Source organism: Bradyrhizobium sp. SZCCHNR1053 (genome assembly GCF_032381235.1).
Lineage (GTDB): Bacteria > Pseudomonadota > Alphaproteobacteria > Rhizobiales > Xanthobacteraceae > Bradyrhizobium.
Genome location: NZ_JAUHJM010000002.1, coordinates 381,559 through 403,595, shown reverse-complemented (window position 1 = coordinate 403,595; position 22,037 = coordinate 381,559). Strand labels below are relative to the sequence as shown.

Genomic DNA, 22,037 nt, shown 5'->3' with positions numbered 1-22,037 from the left:
GGAGAAGGTAAGAACAAGGTGACTCGTGCTCTCTTATGCTGCCAGGCGGATGGTCTATGCGATTCCGATCATCATCGGCGTCGCGCTCGTCTGCTTCATGCTCGTTCACATCACGCCCGGTGATCCCTTGGTCGCGGTGCTGCCGGCCGACGCGTCGCAGGAGCTCGCGCAGCAGCTCCGCGTCGCCTATGGCTTCGACAAGCCGCTGCCGGTGCAGTTCGGGCTATGGCTGTGGCGCGCGGTCAATGGTGATCTCGGCAGCTCGATCGCGACCGGTCGCCCCGTGCTGGCGGAAGTGCTGCGCGCGGTGTCCAACACTGTCACGCTCGCGATCGCGGCCGCCATCATCGGCTTCTCGCTCGGCCTGTTCTTCGGCCTCGTCGCCGGTTATTTCCGCGATAGCTGGATCGACAAGGTCGCGACCTCGATCGCGATCGCCGGCGTCTCGGTGCCGCATTACTGGCTCGGCATGGTGCTCGTCATCATCTTCTCGGTCGAGCTGAACTGGCTGCCCGCGGTCGGCGCGGGTCCGTCCGGCTCGGGCGCGTGGTCATGGGACTGGGCGCATATCCGCTTCCTGGTGCTGCCCGCGATCACCACGTCGGTGATCCCGATGGGCATCATCACCCGCACCGTGCGCGCGCTGACGGGCGACATCCTGAGCCAGGATTTCGTCGAGGCGCTGCGCGCCAAGGGGCTGCGCGAGACCCATGTGTTCCGCCATGTGCTGAAGAACGCCGCACCGACGGCGCTGGCGATCATGGGGCTGCAGCTCGGCTACATGCTCGGCGGCTCGATCCTGATCGAGACCGTGTTCTCATGGCCAGGCTCGGGCCTGCTGTTGAACTCGGCGATCTTCCAGCGCGACCTGCCGCTGCTGCAGGGCACGATCCTGGTGCTGGCGATGTTCTTCGTCATCCTCAACCTCGTGGTCGACATCGCGCAGGCCGCGATCGATCCGCGCATCAAGCGAGGCTAGTGCGGTGAGCGTCAGTCCCACGAGCACGATGAACGACACCTCTCTGCAGGCCGCGCCGGTGGCGAACGCGCGCGGCTATTGGGCGACGGTCGGCCGCCGCATCGTCAGGGACAAGGTCAGCATGGTCTGCGTCGCGATCCTGCTGCTGATCCTGCTCTCCGCTTTGCTCGCGCCCTATCTGCATCTCGCCGATCCCTATCAGGGCTCGATGATCCGCCGCCTGCGCCACATCGGCACGGCGAGCTATCCGCTCGGCACCGACGAGCTCGGACGCGACATGCTGGCGCGGCTGATCTATGGCGGGCGGCTGTCGCTGCTGATCGGCATCTCGCCGGTCATTCTCGCCTTCGGCATCGGCACCACGTTGGGCCTCGTCGCCGGCTATGTCGGCGGCTGGGTCAACACCGCGATCATGCGCACCATCGACGTGTTCTACGCCTTCCCCTCGGTGCTGCTGGCGATCGCGATCTCCGGCGCGCTCGGCGCCGGCATCACCAACTCCATCGTCTCGCTCACCATCGTGTTCGTGCCGCAGATCACCCGCGTCGCCGAGAGCGTCACCACGGGTGTGCGCAACCGCGATTTCGTCGAGGCGGCGCGGGCCTCCGGTGCCTCATCGTTCACGATCATGCGCGCGCACATGCTCGGCAACGTGCTCGGGCCGATCTTCGTCTACGCCACCGGCCTGATCTCGGTATCGATGATCCTCGCTGCGGGTCTCTCGTTCCTTGGTCTCGGCACCAAGCCGCCGGAGCCGGAATGGGGCCTGATGCTGAACACGCTCCGCACCGCGATCTACGTCAATCCGTGGGTGGCGGCGCTGCCGGGCGTGATGATTTTTGCTGTCTCCATCTGCTTCAACCTGCTCAGCGACGGCCTGCGCAGCGCCATGGACATCCGGAGCTGATGATCATGAGTGAAGCAACGGCAGTCACCGGCCTGGAGCCGATCGAGGACCTCGGCGGCAAGGCGCAGCCGCTGCTGCGGGTCGATGGCCTGACCAAACATTTCCCGGTGCGTGGCGGCCTGTTCGGCGCACGCAAGACGGTGCGCGCGGTCGACGATGTCTCGTTTGTCATTGGCAAGGGCGAGACCGTCGGCATCGTCGGCGAATCCGGCTGCGGCAAGTCGACGACGGCGCGGCTTTTGATGCACCTGATGGAGCGGGATGCCGGCGAGATCATCTTCGACGGCCGCCAGGTCGGGCATGAGATGTCACTGCGCGAGCTGCGTCGCGGCATGCAGATGGTGTTCCAGGATTCCTATGCCTCGCTCAATCCGCGGCTGACGATCGAGGAGTCGATCGCGTTCGGGCCGAAGGTGCACGGCATGACCGACATCGCGGCACGGGCGTTCGCCCGCGAACTGCTCGGCAAGGTCGGCCTGAGGTCCGAAACCTTCGCCAACCGTTATCCGCACGAGATCTCCGGTGGTCAGCGCCAGCGCGTCAACATCGCCCGCGCGCTCGCGCTGTCGCCGCGCCTGGTGATCCTCGACGAGGCGGTGTCGGCGCTCGACAAATCGGTCGAGGCGCAGGTGCTGAACCTGCTGATGGACCTGAAGCGCGAGTTCGGCCTGACCTATCTGTTCATCAGCCACGATCTCAACGTCATCAACTACATCTCCGATCGCGTGCTGGTGATGTATCTCGGCGAGGTCGTCGAGCTCGGCCCGGTCGAGCAGGTCTGGGCCAGGCCGGCGCATCCCTATACGCGGGCGCTGCTGGCGGCGATGCCGTCGTCCGATCCGGACCGGCGCACCGAGCTGCCGCCGCTCTCGGGCGATCCGCCGAATCCGATCGATCCGCCGGCCGGCTGCCGGTTTCATACCCGCTGTCCGTTCGCGGAGCTGCTCTGCTCGAATGTCGCGCCAAGATTGACGGAGCTGGATACAATGGGCCATCAGGCCGCCTGCCACATGGCGATATCCGGCTCGGGACACAGCCGGGCGCCGGCCGCCTGACGAGCGGACACCAGCAGCGAGAAGCGGAATGACCAGACCCACGCCCCAGCAAGTCAGTGCCATCGCGGAGGCCTCCGGGCTGCCCGTCGACAAGGAGGTCGCGACCCGCATCGCCGAGTCGATCGGACCGGCCTTCGACAACTTCGCCGCTGTCGCCGGCACCCTGCCGTTCGACCTGGAGCCTGCGAGCTACGTCGTGGCGCAGACGCTGAAGGTGGGCCGATGAGCACCGAACCTGCCTTGATGACCCTGACCGACGTCGCGAAGGCGATCGCGGACAGGAAGCTCTCTTCGGTCGAGGTGACGCGCTCCTGCCTGCACCGCATCGCGCAGTGGCAGCCGAAGCTGAACGCCTTCATGGCGATCGAGTCCGAGCCGGCGTTGAAGGCGGCCGCCGAGGCCGATTCCGCCCTGGCCAAGGACGGCCAGAAGGGCCCGCTGCATGGCGTGCCGCTCGCCCACAAGGACATGTACTACGAGGCCGGCCACATCTCGACCTGCGGCTCGCTGATCCGGCGCGACTTCGTGGCGACGACGACGTCGACCGCGCTGCAGCGGCTGAAGGATGCCGGATCGATCCGGCTCGGCACCTTGCAGATGGCCGAGTTCGCCTATGGCCCGACCGGCCACAACGCGCATTACGGTCCGGTGCACAATCCCTGGAAGCTCGGCTACGTCACCGGCGGCTCGTCGTCCGGCTCCGGCTCGGCGGTCGGCGCGCGTCTCACCTTTGCGGCGCTCGGCTCCGACACCGGCGGCTCGATCCGCATGCCCGCGAATTTCTGCGGCGTCACCGGCCTGAAGGTCACCTGGGGCCGCGTCAGCCGCGCCGGTGCGATGCCGCTGTCGCAGTCGCTCGACACGGTCGGACCTCTTGCTCAGACTGCCGAGGATTGCGCGTTGCTGCTCGGGCTGATGGCCGGTCCTGATCCCGAGGATCCGACCGCCAGTGCCGCGACCGTGCCGGACTATGTCGCGGCCACCCAGGCCTCGATCAAGGGTCTCAGGATCGGCGTGCCCAAGGCGTTCTATGTCGACGACCTCGATCCTGAGGTGGCGCGCTGTCTCGATGCGACGATCGCGGTCCTGAAGACCGAGGGCGCCGATGTGGTTCAGGTCGAGCTGCCGGATCAGCGCCAGCTCACCGCGGCCTGCCAGCTCGTGCTAGCGGTCGAGGCGGCCGCCTTCCACAAGCGCTGGATGATCGAGCGTCCGCAGGACTATGGCCCGCAGGTGCTGATGCGGCTGCAGAACGCGCTGGCGGTCTCCGGTGTGACCTATCTCGAAGCGCTGCGCTGGCGCGGTGCGGCTCTGGCGGCGCATGTCGCAGCGACGTCAGGCGTCGATGCGGTGGTCGCACCGGTGTCGCCGCTGGTGACACCTTCGATCGTCGAGAGCGATGTTGGCGGCGCGCCGGGTGCGGAGGCCGTGATCCAGCGCATCACCCGCTTCACCCGCCCGGTGAACTATCTCGGCCTGCCATCGCTGGCGATCCCGACCGGCTTCACGTCGACGGGTCTTCCGGTCGGCATGCAACTGATCGGCCGCGCGTTCGATGAGGCGACGATCCTGACCATCGGCGCCGCCTTCCAGCGCGCGACTGATTTCCACGCCAGGGTGCCGACGCTGCCATGAGGGAGATCTGTGCATGCCGCTCGATGGTCTCGCCCTCCCCTGGAGGGGGAGGGTCGATTGCGCATGCAATGCGCAATCGGGGTGGGGTGACGGTCTCTCCCCTTGGAAGCGAGTCAATGGAGGGGCTGTCACCCCACCCCGTCTCGCATTCCGCTGCGCTTCATGCGAGCCGACCCTCCCCCTCCAGGGGAGGGTGGCAGCTCACTTCGCAATTGGCCACGGCGTTCCTGACGGCAAGGTGAGATAGCCTCCCCATGACCAACCTCGTCGAGATCGACAATCTCACCATCCGCTTCACCGGCGAGCGCACCGTGCATGCGGTGAACGACGTCAGCCTGTCGCTCGGCGACGGCGAGGTGCTCGGCCTGCTCGGCGAGTCCGGTTCGGGCAAGAGCGTGACCATGCGGGCGCTGATGCGGCTGTTGCCGAACAAGCGGACGCAGATCTCCGGCAGTGTCAAGGTGCTGGGCCGCGACGTGCTGGCGATGAACGACGAGGAGCTGTCGCAGTTTCGCGGCCGCTCCGTGTCGATGATCTTCCAGGAGCCGGGACTTGCGCTCGATCCGGTCTATACCATCGGCCGGCAGATCGCCGAGACTGTCATGCGGCACGAGGGCAAGAGTTTTGCAGAAGCGCAGGCGCGGGCGCTGGAGATGCTCGACGTCGTCAGGATTCCCTCGGCGAAGCGTCGCCTGGAGTCCTATCCGCACGAGATGTCCGGCGGCATGCGCCAGCGGGCGATGATCGCGCTGGCGCTGGCGTGCCGGCCGAAAGTGCTGCTGGCGGACGAGCCCACCACCGCACTCGACGCCACCGTGCAGATCCAGATCCTGCTGCTGCTGCGCGAACTGCAGCGCGAGTTTGGCATGTCCGTCATCTTCGTCACCCACGACATCGGCGTCGCGATCGAGATCTGCGACCGCCTCGCCGTGATGTATGCCGGAGAGATCGTGGAGCAGGGCAGCTTGCGCGAGATCGTGCGCCAACCCATGCACCCCTACGCGCGCGGCCTGCTGGCTTCGACGATCCACGGTGCCAGGCGCGGCGAGCGGCTGCAGGCCATTCCCGGCACGCCACCCTCGCTCGACCGGGCGCCGCGGAGCTGCTCGTTCGCACCGCGCTGCAGCCTGGCGCAGCCGCGCTGCTCGGAGGCGATGCCGCCGAACATTGCGCTCGGGCCGCAGCGGCTGGCGCGCTGTATCCTGGCCGAGGCGCCGGCAAGTGTGGCGGCGACGTAACGGTTCGCCCGAAACGCGCTACTCACCGGCCGAAACCGTGCATCGCGTGTCGAAGCGTCGCGGCGGCCTCGCTAAGGTGCTGGCACGCGTGGGACCGATCGTCCGCGCCGGATGAGGACGCGCCATGCACGTATCGAACGAAGGTATCCTGGTCATTCTGTTCGTTGGCCTAGTTGCAGGCTGGCTCGCGGGCAAGATCGTGCGCGGCACCGGCTTCGGGCTGGTCGGCGACATCGTGATCGGCGTGCTCGGCGCCTTGGTCGCGAGCCTGATCTTCCCGCGGCTTGGCGTCCGGATCGGGACCGGCCTCGTGTCGGAAATCGTCTACTCCGCGCTCGGCGCCATCATTCTTCTGCTGGTGGTGCGGCTGGTGCGGACCGGCGGGCGGCTCTAGGGCTTGCGATCCGGCGCGGCTGAACGTTTGCACTGCGCCACGCGACATACCTAAGCACATAGCTAATTTACGCTAAAGTGAGCATCGTTGGACGCTCACCGCAGGAATCAGTATATTTCGCCTTGTTTGCCGCCAGTTTGTGCTTTTGATCGGCGGTCATGCAGCTCATTTGATCAATTGAAGAGATGGTGGTGATGGCGGCCGCACCTCACGTGAGGCAATCCGAGCTCAGCGATGCCTTGCGCGGTTGCCGCAGCGCCTTCATCGGCGTTGGGGCGATGAGCTGCATCATCAACCTGCTGTACCTCACCGGCTCGATCTTCATGCTCGAGGTCTACGACCGGGTGCTGCCCAGCCGGTCCGTGCCGACCCTGATCGGCCTGATCATCATCGCCGCCGGGCTTTACGCCGCTCAGGGCGCGCTCGACATGATCCGTAGCCGTATTCTCGGCCGCATCGGCACCGCCCTGGATGAGAGCCTGAACGCGCGGGTGTTCGACACCGTGGTGCGGTTGCCGCTGGCGGCCGGCGGTCGCAACGAAGGGCTGCAGCCGTTGCGCGACCTCGACAACATCAGGAGCTTTCTCGGCAGCCAGGGGCCGGGCGCGTTCTTCGATCTGCCGTGGCTGCCGCTGTATCTGGCAATCTGCTTCGCCTTTCACGTGATGCTCGGCGTCACCGCGCTGGCCGGCGCCATCATCCTCGTCACCCTGACGCTGATCACCGAATTCCTCACCCGCACTCCCGCCAAGGAGGCGATGGGGCTCGCCGCCCGCCGCAATGATCTCGCCACCGCAAGCCGGCGCAACGCGGAGGTGCTGGTCGCGATGGGCATGACCGGGCGCATGCTGTCGCGTTGGAGCGAGACCAACGAGAAATATCTCGCCGGCAACCAGCGCGCCAGCGACGTCGCCGGCGGCCTCGGCGCCATCGCCAAGGTGCTGCGCATGATGCTGCAGTCCGCGGTGCTCGCGGTCGGCGCCTATCTCGTGATCCATCAGGAGGCGACCGCGGGCATCATCATCGCCGGCTCGATCCTGAGCGCGCGGGCGCTGGCGCCGGTCGATCTCGCGATCGCGCATTGGAAGAGCTTCGTTGCCGCGCGCCAGAGCTGGCGCCGTCTCAGCCATCTGTTGCAGACGATGCCGCAGCGACCGGCGCCGACCCTGTTGCAGCCGCCGGTCGGCAAGCTCTCGGTCGAGGCCATCTCGATCGTCGCGCCCGGCGATCAGAAGGCGATCGTGCAGGACGTGAGCTTCGCGCTGTCCGCCGGCAACGGCCTTGGCATCATCGGCCCGAGCGCGTCGGGCAAGTCGTCGCTGGTCCGCGCGCTGGTCGGCGTCTGGCGTCCGGTGCGCGGCCATGTCCGGCTCGACGGCGCGGCGCTTGACCAATGGTCGACGGACGAGCTCGGCCGACACATCGGCTATCTGCCGCAGGATGTCGAGCTGTTCGGCGGCACCGTGGCGCAGAACATCTGCCGCTTCGATCCGAAAGCCTCCGCCGACGGCATCATCGCCGCCGCCAAGGAGGCCGGCGTGCACGACATGATCATCAAGATGCGCGACGGCTACGATACAGAGATCGGCGAGCAGGGCGCAGCGCTGTCGGCGGGCCAGGCGCAGCGCGTGGCGCTGGCGCGCGCGCTCTATGGCAATCCGTTCCTGATCGTGCTCGACGAGCCCAACTCCAATCTCGACACCGAAGGCGACGAGGCGTTGTCGCGCGCGGTGCGCTCGGCGCGGGCGCGCGGCGCGATCGTGGTCATCGTCGCACACCGGCCGATCGGCATCGAGGCGGTCGATCAGGTCCTGGTGATGAAGGACGGCCGCGCGCAGGCCTTCGGTCCGAAGGAGACGGTGCTGGCGCAGGTGCTTCAGCCGCGCCCGCCGGCACCGATCAAGATCGTCTCGGAGGCCGGAGTGACGAAGTCATGAGCAGTCAGGTCGTCGCTGCTCCTCTTCCGAGGGCGCGCAAGCCGGAGAGCGTGCGCGAGTCGATAAGGCGTCACCTGCTGGTCGGCATGGGCGTCGTCGTTGCAGTCGCCGGCGGGCTCGGCGGCTGGGCCGCGACGCAGCAGATCTCCGGCGCGCTGATCGCGCCGGGCCAGATCGTGGTCGAATCCAACGTCAAGAAGGTGCAGCATCCGACCGGCGGCGTGGTCGGCGAGCTCAGGGCGCGCGACGGCGACGTCGTCAAGTCCGGCGACGTCGTTGTCAGGTTGGACGACACCGTGACCAAGGCGAGCCTCGCCATCGTCACCAAGAATCTCGACGCGCTGCAGGCGCGCGCCGCCCGGCTCGAGGCGGAGCAGCGCGGCTGGGCCAAGATCCTGTTCCCGCCGCAGCTGCTGCAGCGGTTGAGCGATCCCGACGTCAACAGCCTGCTCGCCTCCGAGACCAAGCTGTTCGAGGTCCGCGTCAACGGCCGCGTCGGGCAGAAGGCGCAGCTGCGCGAGCGCGTCACCCAGCTGAACGAGGAGATCGAGGGCCTCTCGGCGCAGGTCAGCGCCAAGGACCAGGAGATCGCGCTGGTGCAGAAGGAGCTCGATGGCGTGCGCCAGCTGTATGAGCAGCATCTGGTGCAGCTGTCGCGCCTGACCGCCCTGGAGCGCGACGCCGCCCGCCTCAATGGCGAGCGCGCGCAGTTCATCGCGGCCCGCGCCCAGGCCAAGGGCAAGATCAGCGAGACCGAGCTGCAGATCATCCAGGTCGACAAGGACATGGTGAGCGAGGTGTCCAAGGACCTGCGCGAGACCACCGACAAGATCGGCGAGTTTGTCGAGCGCAAGGTCACCGCCGAGGACCAGCTGCGCCGCGTCGACATCCGCGCGCCGCAGGACGGCATGGTGCTGCAGTCGACCGTCCACACCGTGGGCGGCGTCATCACCGCGGGCGACGCCATCATGCTGATCGTGCCGCAGAGCGACGACCTCCAGGTCGAAGCCAAGGTCAATCCGCAGGACATCGACAAGCTGCAGGTCGGCCAGAAGACCTTGCTGCGGCTCTCCGCCTTCAACCAGCGCACCACGCCGGAATTGAATGGCGTCGTCAGCCGCGTCTCGCCCGACGTCACCACCGACCAGCGCACCGGCCAGAGCTATTACACCATCCGCGTCTCGATGCCGCCCGAGGAGATCGCCCGGCTCGGCGACGTCAAGCTGATTCCGGGCATGCCGGTCGAAGCCTTCGTCCAGACCGGCGACCGCACCGTGATCTCCTACCTGATGAAGCCGCTGCACGACCAGCTGATGCGTGCGTTCCGGGAGAAGTGAGGCAAGGGCGACACGCCGCTGCTTCGAGACCATTGGCGCTGCCCCAAACTCAGTGTCATCCCCGCGAACGCGGGGATCCATAACCACCGGCGGACATTGGCTTGCGTCGCAGGTTCAACGCGCAGCGTGCCCCAAGCGGGATCACGCGGTATGGGTCCCGGGTCGGCGCATCGGCCGCGCTGCCGCGCCGCCGCTGCTTGCCCGGGACGACACCGGAGCACTTACTGTTCGAGCTTCGTCAGCAACAGCTCCAGCGCGCTTTTCGCGAACAGCTGCATGTTGGCAAAGCGGTCGCTGCGGCCGCTCTCCAGAGTGACCACAGCGGTCGCGGGGCCGACCACCGCGAAACAGGCATGGCCAGCGGCGTCGCCATAGCGGTTACCGGTCGGGCCGGCCGCGCCGGTCTCCGACAAGCCCCAATCGGTCGCAAAGCGTGTCCTGATCTGCCGCGCCAGCAGCTCCGCATAAGGCTCCGACGCCGAGCGAATGCCCTTCATCGCCTCGTCCGGAATGTCCATCAGCACGCGGCGGGCGTCGCGCGTATAGACCACGGCGCCGCCGAGGAAATAGGCGGAGGCGCCGGGCACCGCGAGCAGCGCCGCCGCGATCAGGCCGCCGGCGGAGGACTCCGCAACGGCAATGGTCTGCTTGTTGGCGATCAGCCGCGCCGCGACCTTCTCGGCGACAGCGATGAGGTGCTGCATGGCGGTCATCCTTCGGCAGCGTCGACACCCGCTGCCGCCGGCTGCTGTTCATTCCCACCATCATGCGCCGAAAGCGCGCGCCAAGGAAGGCGCTGCCCCTCGCAGCGATCACGCAATGACCGGCTCGCGCGCCGCGACGGCTTGGCGGCCGCCGCGATAGACGGTCATCGCTGCGATAATACCGAGCACGGCGGCGCACATCAGCCAGTAGCCGGGCGAGGCCTTGTCGCCGGTCTTGTTGATGAGCCAGGTCGAGACCGCCGGCGTCGCGGTGCCGAACAGCCCAGCCGCCAGCGCAAAGGCGATCGAGAAGCAGGTGGTGCGGACATGCGCAGGCACGATCTCGACCAGGCAGCCCAGCATGGTGCCGCTGTAGACGCCGAAATAGAACGAGAACAGCATTTCGACCGCGAGCAGCTTGCCGAAGCTCGGCGCCGCCGCGAGCCAGTGCAAGGCGGGATAGGCGGTCAGCAACGCCAGAGCCGCGATGGTCACCAGCACCGGCTTGCGTCCGATCCGATCCGACACCGCACCGCCAACCGGATTCCATAAGAAGTTGGTTACGGCGACCAGCAGGGTGACGAGCAGTGAATCCGCCGCCGACAGCTTCAGCTCCTTGCCGAAACCGGGACCGTAGACGGTGATGAAGTAGAACATCGTCGTGGTCAGCACTGCGATCATCATGCCGAGGATCACGATGCGCCAGTTCTCCAGCGCCGAGGCGAATACTTCGCGCGCGGTCGGGTGCTTCTTCATCGCGAGGAAGGCCGGCGTCTCCTCCAGCGTGCGGCGCAGGAAGAAGATCAGCGGAATGATCAGGCAACCGATGAAGAACGGGATGCGCCAGCCCCAGGCCGCCACCATGTCCGCCGGCATGGCCTGGTTGAGCACATAGCCGATGACCGACGCGACGAAGATCGCGACCTGCTGGCTGGACGACTGGAACGAGGTGTAGAGGCCGCGATTGCCGGGCGTGGAGATCTCGGACAGATAGACCGACACGCCGCCGAGCTCGACGCCGGCCGAGAAGCCCTGCAACAGCCGCCCGAGCAGCACGATGATCGGGGCCGCGATGCCGATCGTCGCATAGGTCGGGCAGAACGCGATGACAACGGTGCCGACCGCCATGATGCCGAGCGTCACGATCAGGCCCTGGCGCCGGCCGATCTTGTCGACATAGGCACCGAGCACGATCGCGCCGACCGGCCGCATCAGGGCGCCGAGCCAGAACACGCCATAGGCGTTCAGCAGAGATGCAGTCTCGTTCTCCGATGGGAAGAACGCCTTGGCGATGATCGGGGCATAGAACCCGAACAGGAAGAAGTCGAACTGCTCGAGGAAATTGCCGCTGGTGGCGCGCAGGATCGCGCCGATGCGCGAATGGATCGTAGCCGGCTGCGGGATTGACGTTGAGGACACGCGGGGAAACTCCTACCGTCGAGAGGCTCGTGCGGAGGATTTCTACGCCGGCCGAGGGGAAAGGTGCGACAATCTGCCACACCAGGCCCTGGCGGCCAATAGCTTTGCGCTCAAGGCGCCCTAGGCCTGAACAGAATTGCCGGCGGCCGACTTCTGCTGCGTTGCATCCTTCAGCCATTGCCGGAACGCCTTCAGCTTCGGCGGATCGGTTCGTCCCTCCGGGGTCACCAGATAGAACCCGGCGTCGCTCGGCAGCGCCATCTTGAACGGCACCACCAGCCGGCCCTTGGCGATGTCGTCCTGGACGTAGGCCGTGCGGCCGATCGCGACGCCGAGCCCGTCGATCGCAGCCTGGACGGTCATCAGCGACAGGTCGAAGCTCAGCCGGCCCGGCCTCGACATCTCCACCGGCAGACCCGCCGCGGTCAGCCAGAGCCGCCAGTCGTCGTCATAGCCGCCGCTCGCCTGCAGCAGCGTGTGATGCGCGAGGTCCTCCGGACAACGTAGCGGCTTGTCGCCCTGCAGCAGCGCCGGACTGCACACCGGAAACAGCTCGTCGGCCATCAGCCATTCGGCCCGGACGCCCGGCCAGTGGCCGCGGCCATAGCGGATCGCAGCGTCGACGTCGTCCTTGCGGAAGTCGACCAGGGTGGTCGAGGTCGTGATCCGCACGTCGATGCCGGGATGGGCTTCCTGGAATGCCGTCAGCCGCGGCAGCAGCCATTTGGCGGCCAGCGAGGCGATGGTGGAGACCGTCAGCACCTTGGCGTTGTCCTTGCGCACCAGCCGCTCGGTCGCCAGCCGGAGATCGTCGAACGCCGCCCGCACCAGCGGGAGATAGTCGCGGGCCTGCGGCGTCAACGCCAAGCTACGGTTCTGGCGGACGAAAAGGCGCAGCCCGAGCTCATCCTCCAAGCGCTTGATCTGATGGCTGATCGCGGTCTGCGTCACGTTCAGTTCGGAGGCCGCGCGGGTGAAGCTCAGATGCCGCGCCGCGGCCTCGAACGCCCGCAATCCATTCAGCGACGGCAGCCGGGTCACTCAGGGTCTCCCGTTTACATGACGTTATATCATCCGAAGCGGTAGTAAATGTCGTTTGTAGATGAAAGGCAAGCCTCCAATAGTGCAGGCTCAGTGCAATACAGGAGGCTTTCATGTCTTTCTACGTCTCCTCGTCAATGACGAAACATCATACTCCCGGCTTCTGGTTGGGGGTGGCCGAGCTGCTCGCCGCCTGGCGCTTCCGCTACCGCACACGGCACGAGCTGGCGCAATGGTCGGAGCGCGACCTGCACGACCTCGGCCTGTCCCGTAGCGATATCGCCGCCGAGATCGACAAGCCGTTCTGGCGGGGTTGAGCCCCTCACTCGTCCCGTCGCGCCGGCGCCGCTCCGCAAAGGAGGGCGCCGGCAATTTGATCTCCGCCGGAGTCCATCATGCCGACGTCCGCCGTTGCCGATTTCGCCGCCGCGTCCAACGCCATTCACACCCGGCGTGGCGAGGAGGTGCGGCTGCGCTTCGTGACATCGGCTGATGCCGAGGCGCTGCAGACCTATGTGCGCTCCTTGAGCCCGCGCTCGCGTCACAAGCGTTTCCTCGGCGCGCTGAGCGAACTGCCTCCGGCTGTGCTCGACGATTTCGTCGCGCTCGGCCGCAACGACCGTTACAGCCTGATCGGCGTGATGGATCACGACGGCGTCGAGAGCATCGTGGCCGAGGCGCGCTACGCGCTCGACCGCGATACCGGCCGCGTCGAGTTCGGCCTGTCGGTGCAGGACCGCTGGCAGGGCCACGGCATCGGCCCGGCGCTGATCGCGAATCTCGAGCGCCGCGCGGTTGCGCTCGGCGGCGTCACGCTATCGGGCGATGCGCTGCGTACCAACGACGTGATGATTGCGCTCGCCAGGAAGTCCGGCTTCGATCTTCGCCAGTATCCCGATGACTGGACCTTGGTGCGGTTCGAGAAGGAGCTGAGGCACCGGTCTACGGAATCGCCAAGCGGCGGCCTGAGGGTAGTGGACCGTGAGCCGCGCATCATAGCACATTCATGATATGACGTCCGTCATGCCACGCGCAGGCGGAGTATCCCATGCGCTGCGGTCTGTCCACGTTCCTCTCCGCGAGCTGCGCGTACTGGATCGCCCGGTCAAGCCGGGCGATGACAGTCGTTGTGAGGCGAGCATCGGCAATCGAATGACTACGCCGCGCCTCAAAACATCTCCACCCACGGCCTGAGCTCGATCTCCCAGCTCCAGGCGCTGCGCGGCTGCTGAAGCACGCTCCAATAGCTGGCAGCGATGGCGTCCGGGTCGAGCATCGAGTCCGGGCGCTCGGCGGGCTCCTGCCTTGCCGCACTCCTGATCCCGCCGTCGATGACGAAGTGCGCGACGTGGATGCCCTGCGGCGACAGTTCGCGCGCCATGCTCTGGGCGAGGCCGCGCAGCGCGAACTTGCCCATCGCGAACGGCGCCGACTGGGCGTAGCCCTTCACGCTGGCGGAGGCGCCGGTGAACAGGATGGCGCCGTGCTTGTTCGGCAGCATGCGCTGCGCCGCCTGCTGCGCCACCAAGAAGCCGCCGAAGGCGCTGACGGCAATCGACTGCTGCACGTCGGCCGGCACGAGATCGGTGAGCGCTCCGCGCGCCCGCGCGCTGGCATTGTAGACCACGAGATCAGGCGCGCCGATCTCGCGCTCGACGATGCCGAACAGCCGCTCGACTTCCTCCGGATTGGTCGCATCGCAGGGGTAGGCGCGGGCGCCGGTCTCGTTGCAGAGCGCGCCGAGCTTCTCGATCTTGCGCGCAGCCAGCGCCACGCGGATCTTCTCGCGCGCGAACAGCCGCGCCAGCGAGGCCGAGAGCCCTTCGCCGGCACCGACGATGAGGGCGATCTTGTAGGCTGGGATATCCATGGGCAGGTCCTTGGGCCAAAGCGTCCGCAGGAATCAAGCTAATGCACCGGCGGCCGACTTCCTACGGCTCGTCCCCACATTTTTGCCACGCGCCCTCAGGTGGGGTGCGGCTGCAATCCGGCGAGGCAACCAATCTCCTCCAGCACGACGTCGAGTCGGCTGCGATCGTGCAGGAACGCGTATTTGCCGCGGAGCATGGCCAACGAGCGCGCATGATATTTCTGCGGCCTCTGTGTCCACGTGAAGTCACCCAGCTGCACGCTGAAGACGTCGCGCTGTCCCGCCAGTGCCTGCTCGTTGGCGAGCGTCCACGGCATGAACAGCGCGCCGACCTGGCGGGTCAGGATCGGCATCAAGGTCAGTGACAGTTCCGGCCACAGCTCGAACTCGCCTTCGGCGCGCGGCCATAGCATGCGGTGGATCCAGGCCAGCACATGCGGCGCGCGGCCTTCGATCAGGGCGCCGGCGGTCGGATCGGTCCACAGCTCGTAGAGCTGGCCCCACAGTCCGAAATCGCCGTAGGCCGGACGGTGGCCGAACAGATACGGCCTGACCGAGAGATGTCGTTCGAGCAGGTCGAGCATTTCGGCAAAGCCCTGCTCGATCTGCGGCGCGTTGATCTCGTTCGAGCCGACATACCAGAGCCGCTCGACCATGCGGGCGCGGACTTTATCCGCCACTTTGCCGCACTCGGCCTCGTCCGCCCTGGGGGCGCGGATGCGGGCGATGCGTCCGGCCGAGGCGCGCTGATCGAGATCGCGGGCCCAGCGATAATGGAACATCCACTTGTTGCCCCACTCGTCGCCGAACTCCTCGATCAAGGCCGAGATGAAGCTCGTCAGCGCGTCGCCGGGATGAAGCGTGGGTTGCGGAAAGTCGAGCTCCAGCGCGTCGATGATCGGCGTCGAATCCTGCATCGGCACCTCGCCGGGGCCGACCACCAGCGGAATGATCGGCAGCTTGGCGTGCCGCGCGAACTCCGCCTCGCTTTCCGCATTGCGCAATATCCATTGATGCGGAATGCCCTTGTAACGCAGATACGATCGCACCTTGACCGAATAGGGCGACATCTCCGCCCCGAAGATGCGATAAACCTCCGTCGGCTGATTGGTCATGGATCTGCTCCCGGTTCGGCGCACGCCGCTGCTTGTTGTGTATCCGATCAGGCGCAACCTGTCGAAGAGTCCATCAGAGACTTGCGGAAACGAACGAGGGCTTAACGATCATGCATCAGTTCCTGAAACGCGATGACGTGATGACCGGCGGCGCGAGGCCGGAGTTGCTGGCGCCCGATACCACGGGGCTGAACTTCTATCGCGCCGATCCGGCGCTCACCGATCTCCTGCGCATCCATCTGCCCGAGACGCTGTTTCGGCACCTCGTGCCGCATCTCGACCGTCTCGGCGAGCTCGCCGGCTCCTATCTCGACGAATGCGCCCGCTTGGCTGACCGTCATGGCCCCGTGCTGCACCAGCGCGACCGCTTCGGCCGCGACGTGCAGTGGGTCGAGTATCATCCCGCGTATCGCGAGCTGGAGCGCGCCGCCTTTGGCGAGTTCGGCATTCATGCGATGTCGATCCGCAAGGGCATTCTCGGCTGGCCGAGCAAATATCCCGTCGCGGCAAAGCACGCCTTCACCTTCCTGTTCAACCAGGCGGAGTTCGGTCTGGGATGTCCGATCAATGTCACCGATGGCTGCGCCAAGCTGCTGGCGAGCTTCGGCAGCGACGGGCTCAAGGCCAAGTACCTCGATGGCCTGACGCAGACCGACATGAGAAAGCTGACCCAGGGTGGCCAGTTCATGACCGAGAAGGAGGGCGGCTCCGATGTCGGCACCTTGACGACGGTCGCCGTCCCGGAGGGCGACCATTGGCGCCTGCATGGCGAGAAATGGTTCTGCTCCAATGCCGATGCGAAAGTGGTGATGCTGCTGGCGCGGCCGCAAGGCGCCGAAGCGGGAACGCGCGGCGTCGGCCTGTTCTTGATGCCGCGCTTCCTCGATGACGGCAGCCAGAACCACTATCGGATCGTGCACCTCAAGGACAAGCTCGGCACCCGCTCGATGGCCTCGGGCGAGATCAAGCTGGAGGGCGCGATCGCCTATGCGGTCGGGCGGCTCGATCGCGGCTTCGCGCAGATGGCCGAGATGGTCAACTCGTCGCGTCTCTCCAACGGCGTCAAGTCGACGGCGCTGATGCGGCGGGCTTGGCACGACGCGATCACGGTCGCGCGCAACCGCGTGGTGTTCGGAAAACGCATCGTCGACCTGCCGCTCGGGCGGCGGCAACTGCTGAAGATCCTGCTCGCGACCGAGCAGGCGCTGTCGATGAGCTTCCTCACCGCCGACGCGCTCGACCGTGCCGAGGCCGGCAGCCAGGAGGCCGCGGCGCTGCTGCGCATCCTGACGCCGACATTGAAGTTCCGTGCCACGCGCGACGCGCGCAAGGTCTGCGGCGATGCCTTGGAGATGCGCGGCGGCATCGGCTATGTCGAGGAGTTCGTCACCGCGCGGCTGCTGCGCGACGCCCATCTCGGCTCGATCTGGGAGGGCACCGGCAACATCGTCGCGCTCGATGCGCTGAAGCGCGCCGTGGGCCGGCACGGTGCGGAGGCCGCGCTGGCAGCCGACCTGCATGCGCGGCTCGACGACAGCGCCGCCGTGCCGCAGGCCTGGCGCGATCAGCTGCATCGACTCGTGGATCGTGCCGTCGGCTTTGCGCGCGAGGTCGCTGGACGCGCCGACAATGAGTCCGAAGCGCGCCGCGCCACCAGCCTGCTGTATCACGTGGCGAGCGCCGTCTCGACGACCTGGGAAAGCGCGCGCATCCACGTGATGCGCGGCGACGCGCGCAGGCTGTTGCTGGCGAAGCTCGTCGTCGCGCACCGGCTGACGCCGTCCGATCCGTTCCGGCTTGCGGAAAATAGGATGGATGATGCGATCGCCACGCTGCTGCTCGGCGAACGTACCGCTGACATGGAGGAGGTTGGCGAACTGCTGTCAGCGGCGTAGGCTTGCCGCGACCAACAACAAACAAGATCGGGAGAACGCCAATGAAAGCCGCCGTGCTGATGGAGGTCAACAAGCCGCTGGTGATCGAGGACATCAGTGTGCCCAAGCCGGGGCCGCGGGAAGTGCTCATCCGCACGGCGGTGGCCGGTCTCTGCCATTCCGACCTGCACTTCATCGAAGGCCTGTATCCGCATCCGCTGCCCGCCGTGCTCGGCCATGAATCGGCTGGGATCGTCGAGCAGGTCGGCGCCGACGTAACCTATGTGAAGCCGGGCGATCATGTCGTCACGTGCTTGTCCGTGTTCTGCGGCACCTGCGACAACTGCACGACGGGCCGCCCGGTGTTGTGCACCGATACGACGGTGAAGATGCCGCCCGGCGCCTCCAACCGGCTGTCATGGGGACGAAGTGAGAAGCTGCACCAGTTTCTCAACCTCTCGTCCTTCGCCGAGCAGATGCTGGTGCACGAGAATGCGATCGTGAAGATCCGCCCGGACATGCCGCTCGACCTCGCGGCGCTGATCGGCTGCGGCGTCATCACCGGCTATGGCGCCGTCGTCAACACGGCGCGGGTGCAGGCCGGCGAGACCGTGGCCGTGATCGGCTGCGGCGGCGTCGGCATGGCTGCGATCAACGGCGCCGAGATCGCGGGCGCGGGCCGTATCATCGCCATCGACACCAATCCGGCCAAGCTGCAGCTTGCGACGAAACTGGGTGCGACTGACATCATCAATCCCGCTGAGGGCGACGTCGTGGCGCAGGTGCGCGAGCTCACCAAGGGCGGCGTGCATCACGCCTTCGAGGTGCTCGGGCGCAAGGAGACCGCCGAGCAGGCTTTCGCGATGCTGGCGCCTGGCGGCACCGCGACCATCGTCGGCATGATCCCGTTCGGCCAGAAGATCGAGCTGCACGGCTTCGACTTCCTGCGCGAGCGCCGAATCCAGGGCTCGTCGATGGGCTCGAACCACTTCCGCGTCGACATGCCCCGTCTCGTTGAGTTCTATCTGCGCGGTAAGCTGCATCTGGAGGACTGGATCTCCGCCAAGCTGAAGCTGTCCGAGATCAACGAGGGCTTTGCCAACATGAAAGCCGGCAAGACGCTGCGCAGCGTGATCATGTTCGACGCGTGAGGTGGGTGGTCGGGTGTGAGGCAGGTGATGAGGTTCGGCGGGTCTGCCTATTAGTTACCCGTCATGCCCGGGCTTGACCCGGGCATCCAGCCTCTCTGGAAGATGGATGGCCGGGTCAAGCCCGGCCATGACGATGTAGGACGACGGCGGAATTTGGCGAGGCGTTGTTGAAGAAGCCCGATCGCTAACTAGTCCGCAAACAGCGGCGGCGGAACGAAGCCGCCGAACTCGCGCTCGATCAGCTCGGCGAGCTTGAGCGGCGTGCGGTCCTCGAAGTACGGGCCGACGATCTGCACCCCGACCGGCAGGCCGTCGGCAAGCCCAAGCGGAATCGCGGTGGCGGGCAGTCCGGGCAAGGTGGCGATGCCCGGCCAGGCGAGCTGATCGGTGTAGCAGTGCTCGACGCCGTCGATGCTGATGCGGCGCTGCTCCTGGTCGGGCGAATGGTCGTGCGGATAGGCCGGCGTCGGCATGATCGGGCAAATCACGGCATCGAAATTCTCGAACAGCGTTCGCCATTGCGCGCGCAGCCGCGCCCGCGCCCCGCCGGCCTGCACCCAGTCGCGATGGCTGAGCGCGATGCCGCGCAGCCGCTCGGCCGCGAGGCTCGCTGCCTCCTTCGGCAATTGCGCGGCCGCGTGGCTGGCGCCGGCGTGGACCTCCGCCGGCATGGTGGCGCCGATGAAGCCGAGCAGCATGCGCATGTAGAGCCGGCTCGATGCGGCGAAGTCCGGCAGCAGCGGGCTCTCCGTCGTGACGCTGACGCCGGCCCGCGCGAGGTCGGTCGCCAGCCGCTCGATCGCGCCGCGCACGGCGCTGTTGGTCGGCAGCAGCGGATCGCTCGCGACGACCAGCACGCGGAAATCCTGCAGGCGACCGTGACGCGGCGGCGGCAGGTCGAGGCGAAACGCCTTGCCGGCCTCGAGCGGGTCGGGGCCTGCGATCACATCGAGCAGCAGCGACAGATCAGCGGCCGAGCGGGCCATCGGGCCGACGACGGCGAGGTCTGCCTCGCCCGGCAGCGGCTGAAACGGCGGTGGCGTGTGGCCGCGCGAGGCCGCGAGGCCGTAGGTCGGCTTGTGCGCGGTGACGCCGCAATGAAACGCGGGGACCCGGAGCGAGCCGCCGATATCGGAGCCGAGCGACAGCGAGCCGTAGCCGGCCGCCAGTGCCGCGGCCGATCCGCCGGACGAACCGCCTGGCGTGCGGTCGAGATCGTAGGGATTGTTGGTGGTGCCGTAGATGTCGTTGTAGCTCTGCCAGTCGCCGAGCCCGAGCGGCACGTTGGTCTTGCCGAGCACGATGCCGCCGGCATCCTTCACGCGCGTCACGGTCAGCGCATCCTCGGCCGCGATGAAATCCCTATGCTGCGGAAAACCCCAGGTCGTCGGCAGGCCGGCGACGTTGTAGGATTCCTTCACCGTGAGCGGAAGGCCGAGCAGGGGCCGCCGTTCGCCGCGCGCCAGCGCCGCGTCGGCGACGTCAGCGGCAGCGAGCGCGCGCTCGAAATCGCGCACGCAGACGGCGTTGATCTCGGAGTCATGACGTTCGATGCGGTCGATGGCGAGCTTGGTCAGCTCCACCGACGAGATCTGACGATCTGCCAATGCCTTCGCCGTGTCGACGGCGGTTGCGAACGTCCATTGCGGTGCGGCCAAGGTCGATCCTCCCGGTACGATGTTTGCCGGGAGTCTTATCCGATGCGGATGGCGATCGCTTGACCAAAATTGCGGACTATCCTCTAGCCCGGCAGCATCCGCTGCATGACGCGGTCGCGATAGATGAAGACGTGCGCGATCGCGGCGGCGACGTGAACGACGATCAGGATCAGCAGCAGCCATTCGGAGGCCTGGTGCAGCCCGTCGATGGCGCGGTTCCCGGCCGGGTTGCGCGCGGCCAGCATGGGCACCGGAAGCAGGAAGAAGAACGACACGCTCCAGCCGCGGAAGGAGGCGAACAGCCAGCCGGTGATGGTGCTCGCCAGCACCATCACATAGAGCATCCAGTGCACGACCTCCGAGCTCAGCCGCTGCCAGGGCGGCAGTGACCGTTCCGGTGCGACCGGGTGGGTGAGCCGCCAGAAGAAGCGCACCAGGATCAGCGCGAGGATGGTGAGACCGAACGAAATGTGCAGGATCATCGGCGCGCCGGGGGGCGTGTTGGCATGCAGGTCCGGCATCAGCCAGCCGATCGGATACTGGATGGCGAGCAGCGCCACCACCAGCCAGTGCAGGATCTTCGCGGGCGTGCCGTAATGCAGGCGTGGCGTCATGACGAGTTTTCCGTTGTGATCGGTCTGGCGCCATCAGCCTCGCGGCTGGACGTTTCGCAAGACGCCGGGGTGCGGATGCTAGGCCGCTCCTATGAGAATTCCGACGCCGAGCACGATGATGCCGCCGAGCACGATCTGGAACACCGCCTGCAGGAACGGCGTGTCCATGTAGCGCGCGCGGATGTAGGCGATCGCCCACAGCTCGAAGAATACGACGAGACTGGCGATCGCGGTCGCAATCCAGAACGCGTTGGTCCAGGAGTCCGGGACGAGATAGGGCATCGTGTGCCCCAATCCGCCGAGCGTCGTCATCGCGCCGCACACGGCGCCGCGCAGCCACGGCGAGCCGCGGCCCGTCAGCGAGCCGTCGTCGGACAGCGCCTCGGCAAAGCCCATGCTGATGCCGGCACCGATCGAGGCGGCGAGACCGACCAGGAAGGTCTGGAAGTTCTGATGTGTGGCGAAGGCGGCGGCGAACAGCGGCGCCAGCGTCGAGACCGAGCCGTCCATCAGGCCGGCGAGACCGGGCTGGACATATTGCAGCACGAACACGCGCCGCCGCGTCTCGTCCTCCTTGTGCCGGACGTCCGGGCTGAGGATCTTGTCGGTCAGTTTCGCCGCGACCTTCTCGTGGCCCTTCTCGGCCTCGGCGAGATCGCCGAGCAGCCGGCGCACGCCGACGTCCTTGGCCTGCTCGGCGGCCTTGGCGTAGAAGCGCTCGGCCTCGAACTCCATCGTGCCGACCTCGCGGCGGATGGCGTCGAGCGACAGGTTCTTGGTCAGCCAGATCGGCCGGCGCTGCATGAAGCCCTTGACGTTCTCGCGCCGGATCGGCGGCAGGTTCTTGCCGAAGCGCTCCTCATAGAGCTCGAGCAGCATGTGGCGGTGGCCCTTCTCCTCCTCGGCCATCTGCTCGAACAGCTTGGCCGAATCCGGATAACGTTCCGCCAGATCCTCCGCGAAGCTCATATAGATGCGGCCGTCTTCCTCTTCGGCCGAGATCGCGATTGCCAGGATCTCGCGCTCGGTGAGGTCGGCGAAGTTCTTCATTCCAAGGTCCCCGGATCTTTCGCTCTCAACATTCGAGTATTTAGAACGTTTCTAAAGTC

The 22,037-nt window shown here is 66.7% G+C and carries 21 protein-coding genes; 13 read left to right on the top strand and 8 right to left on the bottom strand.

Annotation, left to right across the window (positions count from 1 at the left end):
• Positions 1–25 precede the first annotated feature (25 nt).
• The 9 genes from QX051_RS06800 to QX051_RS06760 all read left to right on the top strand — a co-directional run bounded on the left by QX051_RS06800 (position 26) and on the right by QX051_RS06760 (position 9,482).
• Entirely contained in the window at positions 26–979 is a 954-nt protein-coding gene (locus QX051_RS06800; RefSeq protein WP_315775550.1) for an ABC transporter permease, read from the top strand.
• Between the two features lie 28 nt (positions 980–1,007).
• Complete coding sequence (locus tag QX051_RS06795; RefSeq protein ID WP_315775549.1) at positions 1,008–1,886, top strand: ABC transporter permease; 879 nt, start codon at positions 1,008–1,010, stop codon at positions 1,884–1,886.
• 5 nt (positions 1,887–1,891) lie between these two features.
• Entirely contained in the window at positions 1,892–2,941 is a 1,050-nt protein-coding gene (locus QX051_RS06790) for an oligopeptide/dipeptide ABC transporter ATP-binding protein (protein WP_315775548.1), read from the top strand.
• Positions 2,942–2,969: 28 nt separating this feature from the next.
• Complete coding sequence (locus QX051_RS06785) at positions 2,970–3,167, top strand: hypothetical protein (protein ID WP_315775547.1); 198 nt, start codon at positions 2,970–2,972, stop codon at positions 3,165–3,167.
• Positions 3,164–4,576, top strand: a complete 1,413-nt coding sequence (locus tag QX051_RS06780) for an amidase (protein WP_315775546.1) — start codon at positions 3,164–3,166, stop codon at positions 4,574–4,576. The genes QX051_RS06785 and QX051_RS06780 overlap by 4 nt, the downstream gene beginning before the upstream one ends.
• A 254-nt stretch (positions 4,577–4,830) precedes the next feature.
• Positions 4,831–5,814, top strand: coding sequence for an ABC transporter ATP-binding protein (locus QX051_RS06775; protein ID WP_315775545.1), 984 nt, complete (start codon positions 4,831–4,833; stop codon positions 5,812–5,814).
• Positions 5,815–5,938: 124 nt separating this feature from the next.
• Complete coding sequence (locus tag QX051_RS06770; RefSeq protein ID WP_315713716.1) at positions 5,939–6,208, top strand: GlsB/YeaQ/YmgE family stress response membrane protein; 270 nt, start codon at positions 5,939–5,941, stop codon at positions 6,206–6,208.
• Positions 6,209–6,402: 194 nt separating this feature from the next.
• Entirely contained in the window at positions 6,403–8,145 is a 1,743-nt protein-coding gene (locus QX051_RS06765; protein ID WP_315734816.1) for a type I secretion system permease/ATPase, read from the top strand.
• The gene (locus tag QX051_RS06760) at positions 8,142–9,482 is read left to right on the top strand and encodes an HlyD family type I secretion periplasmic adaptor subunit (protein WP_315775544.1); all 1,341 of its coding nucleotides are present in this window, start codon (positions 8,142–8,144) and stop codon (positions 9,480–9,482) included. Before QX051_RS06765 ends, QX051_RS06760 begins: the two co-directional genes overlap by 4 nt.
• Before the next feature lie 221 nt (positions 9,483–9,703).
• Here the strand turns inward: QX051_RS06760 and QX051_RS06755 are convergent, their stop codons facing one another.
• From QX051_RS06755 to QX051_RS06745, 3 genes are all read right to left on the bottom strand, one after another.
• The gene (locus QX051_RS06755; RefSeq protein WP_315775543.1) at positions 9,704–10,186 is read right to left on the bottom strand and encodes a CinA family protein; all 483 of its coding nucleotides are present in this window, start codon (positions 10,184–10,186) and stop codon (positions 9,704–9,706) included.
• 108 nt (positions 10,187–10,294) lie between these two features.
• Complete coding sequence (locus tag QX051_RS06750) at positions 10,295–11,605, bottom strand: MFS transporter (RefSeq protein WP_315775542.1); 1,311 nt, start codon at positions 11,603–11,605, stop codon at positions 10,295–10,297.
• 120 nt (positions 11,606–11,725) lie between these two features.
• The gene (locus QX051_RS06745; RefSeq protein ID WP_315775541.1) at positions 11,726–12,646 is read right to left on the bottom strand and encodes a transcriptional regulator GcvA; all 921 of its coding nucleotides are present in this window, start codon (positions 12,644–12,646) and stop codon (positions 11,726–11,728) included.
• Positions 12,647–12,759: 113 nt separating this feature from the next.
• Here QX051_RS06745 and QX051_RS06740 point away from each other — a divergent pair, with 113 nt between their 5' ends.
• Both QX051_RS06740 and QX051_RS06735 read left to right on the top strand, forming a co-directional pair.
• Positions 12,760–12,963, top strand: coding sequence for a DUF1127 domain-containing protein (locus tag QX051_RS06740; RefSeq protein ID WP_315775540.1), 204 nt, complete (start codon positions 12,760–12,762; stop codon positions 12,961–12,963).
• Between the two features lie 78 nt (positions 12,964–13,041).
• Positions 13,042–13,656, top strand: coding sequence for a GNAT family N-acetyltransferase (locus QX051_RS06735; protein ID WP_315775539.1), 615 nt, complete (start codon positions 13,042–13,044; stop codon positions 13,654–13,656).
• Positions 13,657–13,814: 158 nt separating this feature from the next.
• Here the strand turns inward: QX051_RS06735 and QX051_RS06730 are convergent, their stop codons facing one another.
• On the bottom strand, positions 13,815–14,516 hold the full coding sequence (locus QX051_RS06730; protein ID WP_315734802.1) for an SDR family NAD(P)-dependent oxidoreductase: 702 nt from the start codon (positions 14,514–14,516) through the stop codon (positions 13,815–13,817).
• A 95-nt stretch (positions 14,517–14,611) separates the two neighbouring features.
• Positions 14,612–15,631, bottom strand: a complete 1,020-nt coding sequence (locus QX051_RS06725; RefSeq protein ID WP_315775538.1) for a glutathione S-transferase family protein — start codon at positions 15,629–15,631, stop codon at positions 14,612–14,614.
• Between the two features lie 110 nt (positions 15,632–15,741).
• Here QX051_RS06725 and QX051_RS06720 point away from each other — a divergent pair, with 110 nt between their 5' ends.
• Together QX051_RS06720 and QX051_RS06715 are read left to right on the top strand one after the other, a co-directional pair.
• Entirely contained in the window at positions 15,742–17,526 is a 1,785-nt protein-coding gene (locus tag QX051_RS06720) for an acyl-CoA dehydrogenase family protein (RefSeq protein WP_315775537.1), read from the top strand.
• A gap of 41 nt (positions 17,527–17,567) precedes the next feature.
• Positions 17,568–18,656, top strand: a complete 1,089-nt coding sequence (locus tag QX051_RS06715; protein ID WP_315734796.1) for a Zn-dependent alcohol dehydrogenase — start codon at positions 17,568–17,570, stop codon at positions 18,654–18,656.
• Between the two features lie 188 nt (positions 18,657–18,844).
• On the opposite strand, the gene QX051_RS06710 is transcribed toward QX051_RS06715, so the two are convergent.
• The 3 genes from QX051_RS06710 to mbfA form a co-directional block, all read right to left on the bottom strand.
• A complete protein-coding gene (locus QX051_RS06710; protein WP_315775536.1) occupies positions 18,845–20,314 on the bottom strand; it encodes an amidase in 1,470 nt (489 codons plus the stop codon).
• A gap of 83 nt (positions 20,315–20,397) precedes the next feature.
• Complete coding sequence (locus QX051_RS06705; RefSeq protein WP_315775535.1) at positions 20,398–20,928, bottom strand: cytochrome b; 531 nt, start codon at positions 20,926–20,928, stop codon at positions 20,398–20,400.
• 78 nt (positions 20,929–21,006) lie between these two features.
• The gene (mbfA, locus tag QX051_RS06700; protein WP_315713729.1) at positions 21,007–21,978 is read right to left on the bottom strand and encodes an iron exporter MbfA; all 972 of its coding nucleotides are present in this window, start codon (positions 21,976–21,978) and stop codon (positions 21,007–21,009) included.
• Positions 21,979–22,037: the final 59 nt, after the last annotated feature.